This window comes from Mycobacterium colombiense CECT 3035, from assembly GCF_002105755.1.
GTDB lineage: Bacteria > Actinomycetota > Actinomycetes > Mycobacteriales > Mycobacteriaceae > Mycobacterium > Mycobacterium colombiense.
On the sequence record NZ_CP020821.1, the window covers coordinates 2,946,186 to 2,960,730 of the forward strand.

Consider the following 14,545-nt stretch of genomic DNA (forward strand, 5'->3'; position numbering starts at 1 on the left):
GACGTCAGCGGCCGACCAGCGCCCAGTCTTCGAGGCCCTCGTACAGCGGAAACTCCTGCGCCAGCCGCGTCACGCGCTGCCGCAGCCCCGCCACGTCGGCCGAGCTGCCGGCCGCCAACGCGGTGGCGATGACGTCGGCGACCTCGCTGAACTCGGCGTCGCCGAAGCCGCGGGTGGCCAGGGCGGGCGTCCCGATCCGCAGGCCCGAGGTGACCATCGGCGGGCGCGGGTCGTTGGGCACGGCGTTGCGGTTGACGGTGATGCCGACCTCGTGCAGCAGGTCCTCGGCGGCCTGACCGTCCAGCGGGGAGTTGCGCAGGTCCACCAGCACCAGGTGCACGTCGGTGCCGCCGCTGACCACGGACACGCCGGCCTTCGCGACGTCGGCGGCCAACAGCCGGTCGGCGAGGATGCGCGCGCCGGACAGCGTGCGCTGCTGGCGCTCGACGAACTCGGGGGTGCTGGCGATCTTCAGCGCGACAGCCTTGCCCGCGATGACGTGCATGAGCGGGCCGCCCTGCTGGCCCGGGAAGACCGCCGAGTTGACGGCCTTGGCGTACTCCTGCTTGCCCAGGATCATGCCCGAGCGGCCGCCGCCGAGCGTCTTGTGAATGGTCGTCGAGACGATGTCGGCGTGCGGCACCGGCGACGGGTGCAGCCCCGCCGCGACGAGGCCGGCGAAGTGGGCCATGTCCACCCAGAGCTTGGCGCCGACCTCGTCGGCGATCGACCGGAAGGCCGCGAAGTCGAGGACCCGCGGGTAGGCCGACCAGCCGGCGATGATCACCTTCGGGCGGAATTCCAGCGCCTGCGCGCGCACCGCGTCCATGTCGACCAGGTGGGTCGTCGGGTCGACGCCGTAGAAGCCGTTCTCGTAGAGCTTGCCGGAGAAGTTCAGCTTCATGCCGTGCGTCAGGTGACCACCGTTCGCCAGGTCCAGACCCAGCAGCCGCTCCCCCGGCGACATCAGCGCGTGCAACACCGCGGCGTTGGCCTGGGCGCCGGAATGCGGCTGCACGTTGGCGAAGTCGGCACCGAAGAGCGCCTTGGCCCGGTCGCGGGCGATGTTCTCCACCACGTCGACGAACTCGCAGCCGCCGTAGTAGCGCCGCCCGGGCAACCCCTCGGCGTACTTGTTGGTGAGCACACTGCCCTGCGCCTGCAGCACCGCGCGCGGCACGAAGTTCTCCGAAGCGATCATCTCGAGGGTGTCGCGTTGCCGGCCGAGTTCTTTGCCGAGGAGCTCGGCGATATCCGGGTCGACGTCGGCCAGCGGGGCGGACATCAGGGACGCCGTGGCGGGGGCGGTGGGGCGGGCGTCAGGTGCAGCAGTCACGGCCGCCAGTCTATCCAGCGTCGAGTTTTCGCCAGCCCAGCCGTCGGGCTTTCCGGCGCCCCTGCAACACTTGCACTATGCCGCGGCTTAGCGAGCCGAGCCCTTATGTGGAGTTCGACCGAAAGCAATGGCGTGCGCTTCGTATGTCGACGCCGCTGGCCCTCACCGAGGAAGAGCTTGTCGGCCTGCGCGGTTTGGGTGAACAAATCGACTTGCTCGAAGTCGAAGAGGTCTACCTGCCGCTGGCCCGGCTCATCCACCTGCAGGTCGCGGCGCGGCAGCGCCTGTTCGCCGCGACCGCCGAATTCCTCGGTGAACCTCAGCAGAACCCGGACCGGCCGGTGCCGTTCATCATCGGGGTGGCCGGCAGTGTGGCGGTGGGCAAGTCGACGACCGCGCGCGTGCTGCAGGCCCTGCTGGCGCGGTGGGATCACCACCCGCGGGTCGACCTGGTCACCACCGACGGCTTCCTATACCCGAATGCCGAGCTGGACCGGCGGAACCTGATGCACCGCAAGGGGTTTCCGGAGAGCTACAACCGTCGCGCGTTGATGCGGTTCGTCACCTCGGTCAAATCCGGTTCGGACTACGCGTGCGCGCCGGTGTATTCGCACCTGAAATACGACATCATCCCCGGGGCCAAGCATGTCGTCCGTCACCCCGACATCTTGATCCTCGAGGGCCTCAACGTCCTGCAGACCGGTCCGACCCTGATGGTGTCGGACCTGTTCGACTTCGGCGTGTACGTCGACGCCCGGATCGAAGACATCGAGCAGTGGTACGTATCGCGATTCCTGGCCATGCGCGGCACCGCCTTCGCGGATCCCGAATCGCACTTCCACCATTACTCGGCCCTCAACGACACGAAGGCGGTCGCCGCCGCGCGCGAGATCTGGCGGTCGATCAACCGCCCCAACCTGGTCGAGAACATCCTTCCGACCCGGCCGCGCGCCACCCTGGTGCTGCGCAAGGACGCCGACCACTCCATCAACAGGCTGCGGCTGCGCAAGCTGTAGCGCCCCGACGCGGCTCCCGCCGGCCGGCGCGGCGGATCACGCCTCGAGTCGACGCAGCCCGAGGTATTGCAGCCCGGCGAACGCCGCCGTGTACGCGCCACTGGCCAGGGTCAACGCCACGCCGGTGGCCGTCAGCGGCAGCGCTTCGGCGGCCACGATCGCGGCCAGCGTGAACGCGACGTTGACCACCATCACGCTGATGCCGAGACGCCGCAATTCCGGCAGCGCCCCGAGGCTGAACACCAGCAGGCCGGCGATCACGAAAACCACGCCCACGCCGTATTCCTGGAAAGACGTCAGTCCGGTCAGCGACGAGATCGGGTCGGCGAGGAAGGCGATGGCCAACCCGACCAACCCCGTCAGGGTCGCGTCGGCGCGCACGGCAAAACGCAACAGCGAGTCCGTCGAGTCGTAGAGGGTCCGGGTCTGGATGCTTGATACGCCAGTGATCGAGCTCATGTGCTTACTCCTCGCGATGGCGGGTTGGGTCGAACAGCTTCGAGGGTGCCGCCGGTGCACTGCCATATCGACTCGTGGCGCTGCCAACTGCTGCCACGGATACAACGACGAGGTGGTTCACCCGACTATTCCCGTCGGCGGGTAAATATTTGACACGCGCCAGCCCCGAAGGGCTCAGCCACCCCAGCAGTCACAGGCACAGGGGCACAGCACTGTGCCGTCGGCGACCGCGCCGACGAAGTACCCGTTCTAGTCGCTGGGAACCGGGACCCGGCCGCGCAGATCGGCGGCGATCAGTCGGGCGGCCGCGTTCTGCCAGTTGTGCAGCGAGCGCTGGGGCACCTCGGTGACGAACCACTGCCAGGCCTGCCGCGCGATCGGATCCAGACCCGACGCGGTGGCGTTCTGCGCGTACGCGCGGACCCCGACGACGTAGGGGAAGTACAGCGAGTTGTAGTACCGCCACTCCTCGGTGGTTCCGAAGTCGCCGCCGTCGCGCGGCTTGAGCCGCGCTATGCCGTCGGCCAGCACCGCCTTGAGTTCGTTGGCCCGCTCGATCGGTTGGTCGGGGGCTCCCCGGGCGGCCAGCCGCTCGTCGATCACGGGCAACGCGGTCAGCGGGCTGGCGACCAGCTTGGTCAGGTCGCCGTAATGGCCCAGCGCGCGACGGGTGAGCCTGGCGAACGTGACGTCGTCGACGCCGGCCAGCGGGTGGTCCTGACGCAGCGGCAGCGCCGCGCCGGTATGGCGCAGCGCGGCCCGATCCGCCCGCAGCGCAGGCGATTTCGAGAACGCCAGCCGGTCGAGCACCCCGGCCAGCGGGTCGGCGAGCACCTGGACGGTGATCGCGATCGCGAGGCTGGTGAACAGCAGCACGGTCAGCGCGGTCTGTGCGCCGGGGTCGTCGCGGGTCACCGCCAACCCGATCAGCGCCTGGCCGCCGAACAGCACCGCCACCGCCACCGAACCGGCGAACGAGCGCAGCATGTCGGCGCGCAGCGCGTGGCCCTCGTCGAACGCGTCCCACAGGGCGACGGCGACCCCGAGGCCGAGGACGTCACAACTCGTCGACGCCAGCGCAACCCAGCTCGGCACCACGCCCAGCGGGATGACCAGGATCGCGTTGCTCAGCGCGAAGAACAGGGTGGCGGTGACGGCGAGTCCCACGGCAGGCCTCGGCCGCCGAGGGCGGCGCAGCGCGACGACCATCGCGGCGAGCGTCGACACCGAGATCACCGCGAACATGAGCCAGTGGCCCGGCCGCAGCGGTCCGTCGACGCTGCCGGCCTGCGCCGCCCCGAACAGGGTCAGCGCGGCCATCCCGGCGACGAGTAACACCTCGCGCGTGCGGGAGCGCCAGCCGTCGCTGGGCCGGGACAGTTCGACGAGCACCGCGAACCACGCCACGCCGGGGACCGTCGCCAGGTAGATCTCGACCCGGCTCAGCAGCTGGGCGTGCCCGGGGCCGGCGGTGCGGACCGCGTCCAGGCCCACCACGAGCGCGAATCCGCACAGCCCGATCGCCGCCAGCGCGAGGACGGGCTTACGCGGATCGCGGGCGGCCAGATACAGGCCCAGCCAGGCGCTCAGCGTGAATACCACCGCCGACAGCGCAGCCATGCCCTTAGTGTGGCACGCGCGCGAGCCGGCTCTGAAGGCCTTGAGGGCTACTTGCCGTGCCGGCGATCCCGTCGGCTGTAGTCACGCAGCGCGCGCAGGAAGTCGACGCGGCGAAACGCCGGCCAATGCGTTTCACAGAACCACATCTCCGAATACGCGCTCTGCCACAGCAGGAACCCGGACAGCCGTTGCTCGCCCGAGGTGCGGATCACCAGGTCGGGGTCGGGTTGCCCCGACGTGTAGAGGTTTTCCGAGATGGCGTCGACCGTCACCGCGTCGACGAGCTCCTCGGCGGTGGCGCCGTTGGCGAGTTCCTTGTTCAACAGCGCGCGCACCGCCCCGACGATCTCCTGCCGGCCGCCGTAGCCGACCGCCACGTTGACGTGGAATGGCGCGACGCTGGGCGTGGACTCGACCGCATCGCGCAACCGGCGGGCCGGCTCGTCGCCGAGCAGTTCCAGGTCCCCCACCGTGCGCACGCTCCAGCGGTTGGCCGGCGCGCAGATCTCCTCCACGACGTCGGTGATGATTTCGATAAGCCCGGCCAGCTCGTCGGGGTCGCGTTGCAGGTTTTCGGTGGACAGCAGGTACACCGTGGTCATTTCGACGCCGGCTTCCTGGCACCAGCGCAGCATCTCGGCGATCTTGGACGCGCCCATCCGGTAGCCGTAGCTGACGTCCTCGTATCCCGCGTCACGGGCCCACCGCCGGTTCCCGTCGCACAGGACGGCGATGTGCCGCGGCAGCTGGGACTTCGAGGCGGCCAGGCCCTGCCTCAGCCGCAGCTCGTAGACGCGATACAGCGGCTCTTTGAGGCGCGGCGGGATAATTTCCACGAACATCCACCCTACTGCCAGCGGTGATTAATTCACCGGACTCATTTCGGCGCGGTCGCTGAGAAACCTGAGAAGGCGAGGCTGCGCTGTAACCATCCCTGGCTACTGTGGATCGTGGGCGGCCGTCCGCGGCCGTCCCACCCGTATCCCACGCCGCGAGAACAAGAGACAGGAGACATGAGCAGCCAGACCAGCACCGTTCCCACCCCGGATCCCGAACCCGAGTCGATCGTTCCGGGCAACACCGTCGAGCAGTTCGTCGAGGGTGCCGCCCAGTTCTTGGGCAAGCCCCGGATGCGCGGCTGGATCCACTTCGTCTCGGCGTGGCTGGCCATCATCACCGGCGCCACACTGGTGTCGGTGTCCTGGGCGCTCTCCTCGCCCCGCGCCGGTCACTCGACGCTGGTCTATGCCGCCGCCACCGTCGCGATGTTCGCCGTCAGCGCCACCTATCACCGCGTGCATTGGAAGTCGGATGTCGCGCGCAGCCGGATGAAGCGGCTCGATCACTCGATGATCTTCGTCTTCATCGCCGGCAGCTACACCCCGTTCGCGCGGCTGGTCATGCCGCAGAACACCGGTGTGCTGGTGCAGTGCATCGTGTGGGGCGGCGCGGCGGCCGGCATCACGCTGAAGATGTGCTGGCCGACGGCGCCGCGCTGGGTCGGGGTGCCGCTGTATCTGCTGCTGGGGTGGGTGGCCGTCTGGTTCGCGCCGACGATCCTGCACCAGGCCGGCGTGGCCGCGATGGTGCTGCTGGCGGTGGGCGGCGTGTTCTACAGCGTGGGCGGCATCTTCTATGGGCTGCGCTGGCCCGACCCGTGGCCGAAGACCTTCGGCTATCACGAGTTCTTCCACGCCTTCACCGCTATCGCGGCCATCCTGCACTACATCGCCATGTGGTTCGCCGTCTTCTACACCAGCGACCACGCCTGGCTGTTAGGCGGCTAGGCCGGGGCGACGTCGTCCTGCGGCGACCAGTAGGCCTTCATCGAGGCGATCTTGCCTTGGCCGTCGAAGACCATGACGTCGATCGGCTCGATCACCAATCGGTGCTCGCCCGCGGTCACGGTCAGCCGGAATTGGAAGGCCGCCTCGTTGCCGGCCACCCGCAGCGTCACCAGTTCGCATTCGCGCTGCAGTTGGTCGACCGCGGAGTAGAAGCCGTGGATGGCCTGCCGGCCGATGTGCACCCCGCCGCCGACCGGATCCTCGACGGTGGCGTCGTCGGCGTACAACTCGACCAAATCATCGGCGCTGCCCTTGGCGACCAACTCGATGTAGCGGTTGACCGTGTCAGTGATGTGTTCGGCGCTCGGCATGACACGTCACGCTACCGTGGCGCGGCCAGCGCGTGTGCCAGGTCTTCGGCGGTGACGACCGGTAGGTCGCACACCTGGCCGCGGCACACGTAGGCGGCGTCGGCGCCGTCCACCCGCGGTCGGCCGGCCAGCAGCGCCGACGAATCCGCCTGTCCGCCGACGACGATCGCCCCGCCGGGCGCCAACCGCCGCGCGTGGGCCAGCAACGCCGAGGCCGACGGGTCGCAGGCGACCGCGATCTGCAGCGGTCCGCGCACCGCCGCTTCGGCGACGGCCAGCCAATGCCCGGCCGACCGCGGCGCGCGGTCCAACAGCACCGAGTGCGCGCCGAGCGACTCGCCCACCGCCCGCAGATACCGCTCGGCGCGATCGCCGTCGACCAGGTGCGCGGCGGCCAGCAGCGCCTCGGTGATCGACGACGCTCCCGACGGAGTCGCGCCGTCCAGCGGGTCGGCCGGCCGGAGCATCAACTGCTCGGCATCGTCGGCGGTGTCGAACCAGCGGCCGGGTTGCGCCCGATCGGCGAAGTGCGCCAGCGCGGTGTCCAGCAGGTCGGTGGCCGCCGCCAGCCAGCGCCCGTCGGCGCTCAGCTGATAGAGCGCGAGCAGCCCGGTGGCCAGCATCGCATAGTCCTCGAGGATGCCAACGCTGTCACCGACCACGCCGCCCAGGCTGGCGCGTCGCAGCCGGCCGTCGACGACATGCAATTCCAGCAGCTCCCGCGCGCAACGCCTTGCGGCGTCGATCAATTCGGGTTCGTCGAGTGCCACGCCGGCCTCGGCCAACGCGGTGATCGCCAGCCCGTTCCACGACGTGACGACCTTGTCGTCGCGCCCGGGCTGGACTCGGGCGTGCCGGGCGGCCAGCAGGGCGGACCGCACGCGGTCCAGCCGTTGCCGATCCTCGGGATCGGCGGGCAACTGCAGCACCGAGGTGCCGTGCTCGAACGTGCCGACCGGGGTGACCGCGAAAACGCCTGCCGCCCAAGGGCCGTCGTCGGGCCCGAGCACCTCGGTCAGCTGCGCCGGTGTCCAGACATAGGTCGAGCCCTCGCGGCCGTCGGCGTCGGCGTCCAGCGACGAGGTGAACATCGCGGCGTCGGCCAGATCGTCGAGCAGGAACCCGGCGGTCTGGGCGGTGACCCGGCGCGCCAGCGGATCACCGGTGCGCCTGGCCCAGTGCGCGTAGGCGCGCAGCAGCAGCGCGTTGTCGTACAGCATCTTCTCGAAATGCGGTACCACCCAAGCATTGTCGACGCTGTAACGGGCGAATCCACCGCCGAGCTGATCGTAGATGCCCCCGCGCGCCATCGCGTTGCAGGTGTGGGCAACCGCCGCGAGCGCCGGCGGCGAGCCGGTGCGCTCGAAGTGCCGCAGCAGCGCCTCGAGCAGCGCCGACGGCGGGAATTTGGGCGCACCGCCGAACCCGCCGTGCACCGCGTCAAGTTCGCTGAGCAGCGCGGCGACGGCCCGGTCGCACAGCTCGGGCGCGACGGCCGGACCGGCCCCCGGGAGGCCCGAAGCCATCTTGCGCAGCTCACCGGCGATGTTGTCGGAGGCCTCCTCCACCTCGCCGCGACGCTCCCGCCAGGTGGCGGATACGGCCGAAAGAAGCTGCAGGAAGCCCTCTTTCGGATAGTAGGTGCCGCAGAAGAAGGGACGCCCGTCCGGCGTGAGGAAACACGTCATCGGCCAGCCGCCGTGCCCGGTCAGCGCGACCGTGGCGTTCATGTACACCGCGTCGATGTCCGGGCGTTCCTCACGGTCGACCTTGACGCAGACGAACCCCGCGTTCATCGCGGCGGCCACCTCGTCGTCCTCGAACGATTCGTGGGCCATGACGTGGCACCAGTGGCAGGCCGCGTAGCCGACCGAGAGCAGGATCGGCACGTCGCGGGCGGCGGCGTTGGCCAGCGCCTCGGGGGTCCACTGCTGCCAATGCACCGGATTGTCGGCGTGCTGGCGCAGATACGGGCTGGTCGCCAGCCCAAGGGTATTCGTCGAAGCGGGGTCAGCCGGGCTCATCGCCGGGCCCCGGGGCTCGCGGTGAGCCGTCCTCATGGTCGGGGGCGCCGCCCCGGTCGACCGCGTCGGTGCCCTCGTCGGCGGCCTGGTCCGGTTCGGGGTGCTTGGGGTCAAACGATTCCGGCACCTTCTTCAGCTGGCGGTTCATCGACCGCAGCAGAAACAGCGTGCTGATCAACAGCAACACGACGATCAGCAGCCCGACCGGGCTGGCCTTGCCGAAATCGGGACCGGTGTGGTGCGGCGGGCCGTCGGCCTGCCAGCCGGCGGCGGTCAGGGCCAGGTAGAGGTGATTCACTCGTCGCTCTCGATTCCGGCGAACAGGTCGTCCTCGGGCAGCCGGACCGGGACGCGCGAACGCGCCAACTCGAATTCCTCAGTGGGCCAAAGCCGTTGCTGCCACGCGATGGGAGCGGCGAAGAAGTCGTGATCGGGGTCGATCTGGGTGGTGTGCGCGCGCAGCGCGTCGTCGCGCTGGCTGAAGTACGCCGAGCACTCGACCCGCGTGGTGACCCGGGACTCGAACGGATCGTGTTTGGCGTCCCAGTGTTCGAGCCACTTCTTGAACGGGGGCTCTTGACCATGCTTGACGGCCTCGTCGTGCAGCAACTGCATGCGCGCGCGCAGGAACCCGTGGTTGTAGTAGAGCTTGGACACCGTCCACGGCTCACCGGCGTCCGGGAAGAGCCGGTAATCGCCGGCCGCCTCGAACGCGCCGACCGAAACCTGGTGGCAGCGAATGTGATCGGGGTGGGGATAGCCGCCGTTCTCGTCGTACGTGGTCATCACGTGCGGGCGGAACTCGCGGACCACGCGGACCAGCGCCTCGACCGACTCCTCCAGCGGCACCAGCGCGAAACAGCCATCGGGCAACGGCGGCGGCGGATCGCCCTGGGGCAATCCCGAGTCGACGAAACCCAGCCAGGTGTGCTCCACGCCGAGGATCTCGGCGGCCTTGGCCATCTCGTCACGGCGGATTTCGGCGATGTGTCCACGCACCTCGGGCAGGTCCATCGCCGGGTTGAGAATGTCGCCGCGCTCGCCGCCGGTCAGCGTCACCACCAGCACCCGGTGCCCCTCGTCGGCGTAGCGGGCCAGCGTGGCCGCGCCCTTGCTGGACTCGTCGTCGGGGTGGGCGTGCACCGCCATCAACCGCAATTCGCTCACGTGCTCCCTTGTCACCTCGGGTGGTCGCCCGGTCTGACCCTATAATTCCAGTTCCGACTTCGTTGCATGCCGCCGGCTGGTGCCCGGCGGCCGACGACCAGGCATAACAGGCATAACAGGCGATGACCGAAACCCCGATTTCTCGGCCGGAGGCCCGCTACGGGCGCTCCCGGCTGTCGCGCATCCCACGGCGATGGGTGATCGCCGCGCTGGGCGTCCTGGTGGTCGTGGCGGGGCTCGTCATCGCCGTCATCGGTTATCACCGGTTCGGCACCAGCGACGTCAAGGGGACGATGGCCGGCTACCGGGTGATCGATGACCAGACGGCCTCGATAACGATCAGCGTGACGCGATCGGATCCGTCGCGGCCGGTGGACTGCATCGTGCGGGTCCGCGCGCAGGACGGCAGCGAGACCGGCCGGCGCGAGCTGCTGGTCCCGCCGTCGGACGCGGCCACCGTGCAGGTGACCACGACGGTGAAATCCTTCGAACCGCCGGTGGTGGCCGATATCTATGGCTGCGGCACCGATGTGCCCGCCTACCTGCGCCCGGCGTGACCTCGGAGATCCACGGCGAACAGCGAATATGGGGTCATCAACTGTTTGCGCAGTGGTAACATGGATGAATGCACGGTTCCGGTTGGGGCCGTGTTGCTGCATTAGCGACCGTGAGCAAAACGGAGCGGCAGCACACGGGGAGGGACCCGCACACTCCGGGACGGCGGAGCTAACAGGACTTAACGCGAACTCGCGAAACAACATACGAGGAGCACGACAAGATGACGGACACTTCCGTGACCTGGCTGACCCAAGAGTCACACGATCGACTCAAGGCCGAGCTCGATCACTTGATCGCGAACCGTCCGGTCATCGCCGCGGAGATCAACGACCGCCGCGAGGAGGGTGACCTGCGCGAGAACGGCGGCTACCACGCCGCCCGCGAAGAGCAGGGCCAGCAGGAGGCCCGCATCCGTCAGTTGCAGGACCTGCTCAACAACGCCAAGGTCGGCGAGGCGCCCAAGCAGTCCGGCGTCGCGCTGCCCGGTTCGGTGGTGAAGGTCTACTACAACGGCGACAAGTCCGACACGGAGACCTTCCTGATCGCCACCCGCCAGGAGGGCGTCAACGACGGCAAGCTCGAGGTGTACTCGCCCAACTCACCGCTGGGCGGCGCCCTGATCGACGCCAAGGAAGGCGAGACGCGCAGCTATACCGTCCCCAACGGCAACACCGTCGAGGTGACGCTGATCAGCGCGGAGCCCTACCACTCCTGATCGGCGCCCGCTAGTTGAGGGCTTGACCGAGGTCGGCCAGCAGGTCGGCGATGTCTTCGATGCCGACCGACAGGCGCACCAGGTCGTCGGGCACCTCCAATTGCGACCCGGCCGTCGACGCGTGCGTCATCGCACTGGGGTGTTCGATCAGCGACTCGACCCCGCCCAGCGATTCCGCCAGGATGAACACCTTCGTCCTGCCGCACAGATCGCGGGCGGCGTCGCGGCCGCCGCGCATGCGGACCGAGACCATGCCGCCGAAGGCGCTCATCTGCCGTGCGGCGACCTCATGTCCGGGGTGTGACGGCAGGCCCGGGTACAGCACCGCGCTCACCGCGGGATGCCCTTCGAGGAATTCCGCTACGGCCGAGGCGTTTTCGCTGTGCCGCTGCATGCGCAGCACCAGCGTCTTCAGCCCGCGCATCGTCAGGTACGCGTCGAACGGGCCGGGCACCGCGCCGGCCCCGTTCTGCAGGAAGGCGAACGCCTCGTCCAGCTCCTGATCGTTGGTGACCAGCGCACCGCCCACCACGTCGGAGTGCCCACCGATGTATTTGGTGGTCGAATGCAGCACGATGTCGGCGCCCAGCGTCAACGGCCGCTGCAGTGCGGGCGAGGCAAAAGTGTTGTCCACCAGTAGCTTTGCCGGGTTTTTGGCGTCCCGCCCGGCCGCCAGTTCGGCCAGCGCCGCGATGTCGGCGATGGACAGCAGCGGATTGGTCGGGGTTTCCGCCCAGATCAGCCGGGTTCGCGGCGTGGTCGCGGCGGCGACGGCGTCCAGGTCGTGCAGCGCCACCGGCGTGTACTCGACGTTCCACTGGGTGAAGACCTTGTCGATCAGCCGGAAGGTGCCCCCGTAGGCGTCGTTCGGGATGACCACGTGGTCGCCGGGGCGCAGCAGCGCGCGCAGGGCGCAGTCGGTGGCGGCCATCCCCGAACCGAACGCCCGCCCGTACGCGCCGTCTTCGACGGCGGCCAGCGCGGCCTCCAGGGCGGCGCGGGTCGGGTTGCCGGTGCGCGCGTATTCGAACCCGCCGCGCAGCGCGCCGACACCGTCCTGGGCGAAGGTGCTGCTGGCGTAGATCGGCGCGTTCACCGCGCCGGTCGCCGGGTCCGGCCGATAGCCGGCGTGAATCGCTCTGGTGGCCAGTCCGGTGAACTCGGGGTGTCCGCCGGTGCCCGGGTGGTCGTCGCTCATCGACGATCAGCCTAGGTGACGGCCGGCCTCTCGGCGCCGTCGATCGGCAGGCACACCGTCGTCATGATCTTGTCCGCCAGCGTTTGACGCTTCGAATCCCACAGCGGGAAAAGGAAACCGATGAAGCAGATGACCGCGTCGACGAAGTGGGCCAGCGAGCGCACCACCGACATCCCGAAGCCGATGGGTTGGCCGGTGACCTCGCTGACCACCTTGAACTTCAGCACCGACTTGCCGACGCTCGACCCGGTGGTGCCCTGCCGGTAGCCGTAATTCCAGATCAGATAGAACAGCCCGATAATCGACGCAAGCCACTGCGCCACCATGCCGGTGGTCGAGTTCTGGGTGGCGCAGTACTGGTTGACGGCGTACTGCGTGACGTCGGTGATGCAGGCGGTCTGCTGGGTGGCGACCAGGATCGCGGTGCCGATGCCGTGCACCACCACGTACGGGAGGATGTCGATCACGAACGCCAGCGCGCGGGTGAGCCACGGCGTGTAGTCCTCGGTCGGCAGCGTGCGGATCGCCGGCCCGGGTGGCGGCGGCGCGTAACCACCGGCCGACGGCGGGGGCGGCGGGTACGACCCGCCGGGCGGCGGCGGGGGCGGCGGATAGGACGCGGCGGGCGCCTGCGGGACCTGTTGCCCGCCCGAAGGCTGCTGCGGCTCACCCGAAGGTCCGGGCGACGAGGGAGGTGGCGGGTAAGCGCCGCCGGGCGGCGGTTGTTCGGTCATGGGCAACCTTCCACTCCGGGTCAGCGGGACCCCTAGCTGGGACAGCCGAAACAGTACCCGAGCGCGTCGCGCCCCGGCGAGACGCGCAACGCCGTGTACTACCGGCGCCCGGACAGCCCCCGAGGCCCGTCGGAGAGGAAGCCCAGCAGGTCGTAGCGGGTGATCACTCCCACCGGTTTGCCCTCCTCGACCACCATCAGGGCGTCCCAGTCGCGCAGCGCCTTGCCGGCCGCGCTGACCGACTCCCCGGCGCCGATCATCGGCAGCGGCGGGCTCATGTGCAGCGCGACCGCGTCGGCCAGTTTCGCGCGGCCCTCGAAGACGGCGGACAGCAGTTCCCGTTCGGAGACGCTGCCGGCCACCTCCCCGGCCATCACCGGCGGCTCGGCGCCGACCACCGGCATCTGCGACACCCCGTACTCGCGCAGGATGCCGATCGCGTCGCGCACGGTCTCGGATGGGTGGGTGTGCACCAGGTCGGGCAGCTCGCCGGACTTGCGGCGCAGCACGTCGCCCACCCTGGACTGGTCGGTGGAACCGTCGAGGCGGCTGCGCAGGAACCCATACGACGACATCCAGGCGTCGTTGAAGATCTTCGACATGTAGCCGCGTCCGCCGTCGGGTAGCAGCACCACCACGATCGAGTCGGGGCCGGCCTGCTCGGCGACCTTGAGGGCGGCGACCACCGCCATCCCGCACGACCCGCCGACCAGCATCGCTTCCTCGCGGGCCAGCCGCCGGGTCATGTCGAAGGAGTCGGAGTCGGACACGGCGATGATCTCGTCGGGCACCGTGCGGTCGTAGGCCTGCGGCCAGAAGTCCTCCCCGACGCCCTCCACCAGATACGGCCGGCCGGTGCCGCCGGAATAGACCGACCCCTCGGGGTCGGCGCCGATGATGCGCACCGCGCCGCCCGACACCTCTTTGAGGTAGCGGCCCGCGCCGGTGATCGTCCCGCCGGTGCCGATGCCGGCGACGAAATGGGTGACCTTGCCGTCGGTGTCGGCCCAGATCTCCGGGCCCGTGGTGGCGTAGTGGCTGGCCGGGCCTTCCGGGTTGGCGTACTGGTCGGGTTTCCACGCGCCGTCGATCTCGGTGACCAACCGGTCGGAGACGCTGTAGTAGCTGTCCGGGTGCTCCGGCGGCACGGCCGTCGGGCACACCACGACCTCGGCGCCGTACGCCATCAGCACGTTGCGCTTGTCCTCGCTGACCTTGTCGGGGCAGACGAACACGCACTTGTAGCCGCGGTGCTGCGCGACGAGGGCCAGCCCGACGCCGGTGTTGCCCGAGGTGGGTTCGACGATGGTGCCGCCGGGCCGCAGCTGCCCGCTGGCCTCGGCGGCGTCGATCATCTTCACCGCGATCCGGTCCTTCGAGCTGCCACCGGGATTGAGGTATTCGACCTTGGCCGCCACGATGCCGGCACCGTCGGGGACGACGGAATTCAGCCGCACCAGCGGCGTGCCGCCGATGAGGTCACTGATGTGCTGCGCGATCCGCATGCGTTCATCGTCTCAGGCGGTTTCGCGCGGCGCACAACTACTCTCCACGCGGTTT

At 69.4% G+C, this 14,545-nt stretch carries 15 protein-coding genes; 4 read left to right on the forward strand and 11 right to left on the reverse strand.

Features of this window, described 5'->3' with window-relative positions:
* Positions 1-4: 4 nt before the first annotated feature.
* Positions 5-1,285 carry a serine hydroxymethyltransferase gene (gene glyA, locus B9D87_RS13435; protein WP_007776622.1) on the reverse strand — a complete coding sequence of 427 codons (1,281 nt, stop codon included), beginning with the start codon at positions 1,283-1,285 and terminating at the stop codon, positions 5-7.
* A gap of 128 nt (positions 1,286-1,413) precedes the next feature.
* On the opposite strand from glyA, the gene coaA reads away from it, so the two are divergent.
* The gene (gene coaA, locus B9D87_RS13440) at positions 1,414-2,352 is read left to right on the forward strand and encodes a type I pantothenate kinase (protein ID WP_007776625.1); all 939 of its coding nucleotides are present in this window, start codon (positions 1,414-1,416) and stop codon (positions 2,350-2,352) included.
* Positions 2,353-2,388: 36 nt separating this feature from the next.
* Here coaA and B9D87_RS13445 read toward each other — a convergent pair whose 3' ends face one another.
* The 3 genes from B9D87_RS13445 to B9D87_RS13455 all read right to left on the reverse strand — a co-directional run bounded on the left by B9D87_RS13445 (position 2,389) and on the right by B9D87_RS13455 (position 5,267).
* Entirely contained in the window at positions 2,389-2,811 is a 423-nt protein-coding gene (locus tag B9D87_RS13445; protein WP_007776626.1) for a hypothetical protein, read from the reverse strand.
* Positions 2,812-3,060: 249 nt separating this feature from the next.
* A complete protein-coding gene (locus tag B9D87_RS13450; RefSeq protein WP_007776627.1) occupies positions 3,061-4,431 on the reverse strand; it encodes a hypothetical protein in 1,371 nt (456 codons plus the stop codon).
* A 47-nt stretch (positions 4,432-4,478) separates the two neighbouring features.
* On the reverse strand, positions 4,479-5,267 hold the full coding sequence (locus B9D87_RS13455) for a (2Z,6E)-farnesyl diphosphate synthase (RefSeq protein ID WP_007776629.1): 789 nt from the start codon (positions 5,265-5,267) through the stop codon (positions 4,479-4,481).
* Between the two features lie 177 nt (positions 5,268-5,444).
* On the opposite strand from B9D87_RS13455, the gene trhA reads away from it, so the two are divergent.
* The gene (gene trhA / locus B9D87_RS13460) at positions 5,445-6,218 is read left to right on the forward strand and encodes a PAQR family membrane homeostasis protein TrhA (protein ID WP_007776631.1); all 774 of its coding nucleotides are present in this window, start codon (positions 5,445-5,447) and stop codon (positions 6,216-6,218) included.
* Here trhA and B9D87_RS13465 read toward each other — a convergent pair.
* The 4 genes from B9D87_RS13465 to mca are packed head-to-tail and all read right to left on the reverse strand — an operon-like array spanning position 6,215 to position 9,780.
* Entirely contained in the window at positions 6,215-6,589 is a 375-nt protein-coding gene (locus B9D87_RS13465; RefSeq protein ID WP_007776632.1) for a nuclear transport factor 2 family protein, read from the reverse strand. The genes trhA and B9D87_RS13465 overlap by 4 nt on opposite strands.
* 11 nt (positions 6,590-6,600) lie before the next feature.
* Entirely contained in the window at positions 6,601-8,613 is a 2,013-nt protein-coding gene (locus B9D87_RS13470; RefSeq protein ID WP_007776653.1) for a thioredoxin domain-containing protein, read from the reverse strand.
* Positions 8,600-8,911: a hypothetical protein gene (locus tag B9D87_RS13475; RefSeq protein ID WP_007776655.1), complete on the reverse strand. Its 312-nt coding sequence runs from the start codon at positions 8,909-8,911 to the stop codon at positions 8,600-8,602. The genes B9D87_RS13470 and B9D87_RS13475 overlap by 14 nt, the downstream gene beginning before the upstream one ends.
* Positions 8,908-9,780 (reverse strand): mycothiol conjugate amidase Mca, encoded by an 873-nt coding sequence (mca, locus tag B9D87_RS13480; protein ID WP_007776657.1) that lies wholly within the window; start codon positions 9,778-9,780, stop codon positions 8,908-8,910. Before mca ends, B9D87_RS13475 begins: the two co-directional genes overlap by 4 nt.
* Before the next feature lie 122 nt (positions 9,781-9,902).
* On the opposite strand from mca, the gene B9D87_RS13485 reads away from it, so the two are divergent.
* On the forward strand, positions 9,903-10,337 hold the full coding sequence (locus B9D87_RS13485; RefSeq protein ID WP_007776659.1) for a DUF4307 domain-containing protein: 435 nt from the start codon (positions 9,903-9,905) through the stop codon (positions 10,335-10,337).
* Positions 10,338-10,558: 221 nt separating this feature from the next.
* Positions 10,559-11,053 carry a transcription elongation factor GreA gene (gene greA / locus B9D87_RS13490; RefSeq protein WP_007776661.1) on the forward strand — a complete coding sequence of 165 codons (495 nt, stop codon included), beginning with the start codon at positions 10,559-10,561 and terminating at the stop codon, positions 11,051-11,053.
* Between the two features lie 10 nt (positions 11,054-11,063).
* Here the strand turns inward: greA and B9D87_RS13495 are convergent, their stop codons facing one another.
* The 3 genes from B9D87_RS13495 to B9D87_RS13505 all read right to left on the reverse strand — a co-directional run bounded on the left by B9D87_RS13495 (position 11,064) and on the right by B9D87_RS13505 (position 14,490).
* Positions 11,064-12,251 (reverse strand): cystathionine gamma-synthase, encoded by a 1,188-nt coding sequence (locus tag B9D87_RS13495; RefSeq protein ID WP_007776663.1) that lies wholly within the window; start codon positions 12,249-12,251, stop codon positions 11,064-11,066.
* 11 nt (positions 12,252-12,262) lie between these two features.
* On the reverse strand, positions 12,263-12,985 hold the full coding sequence (locus B9D87_RS13500) for an RDD family protein (protein ID WP_007776666.1): 723 nt from the start codon (positions 12,983-12,985) through the stop codon (positions 12,263-12,265).
* Positions 12,986-13,083: 98 nt separating this feature from the next.
* Positions 13,084-14,490, reverse strand: coding sequence for a cystathionine beta-synthase (locus B9D87_RS13505; RefSeq protein WP_007776668.1), 1,407 nt, complete (start codon positions 14,488-14,490; stop codon positions 13,084-13,086).
* Positions 14,491-14,545: the final 55 nt, after the last annotated feature.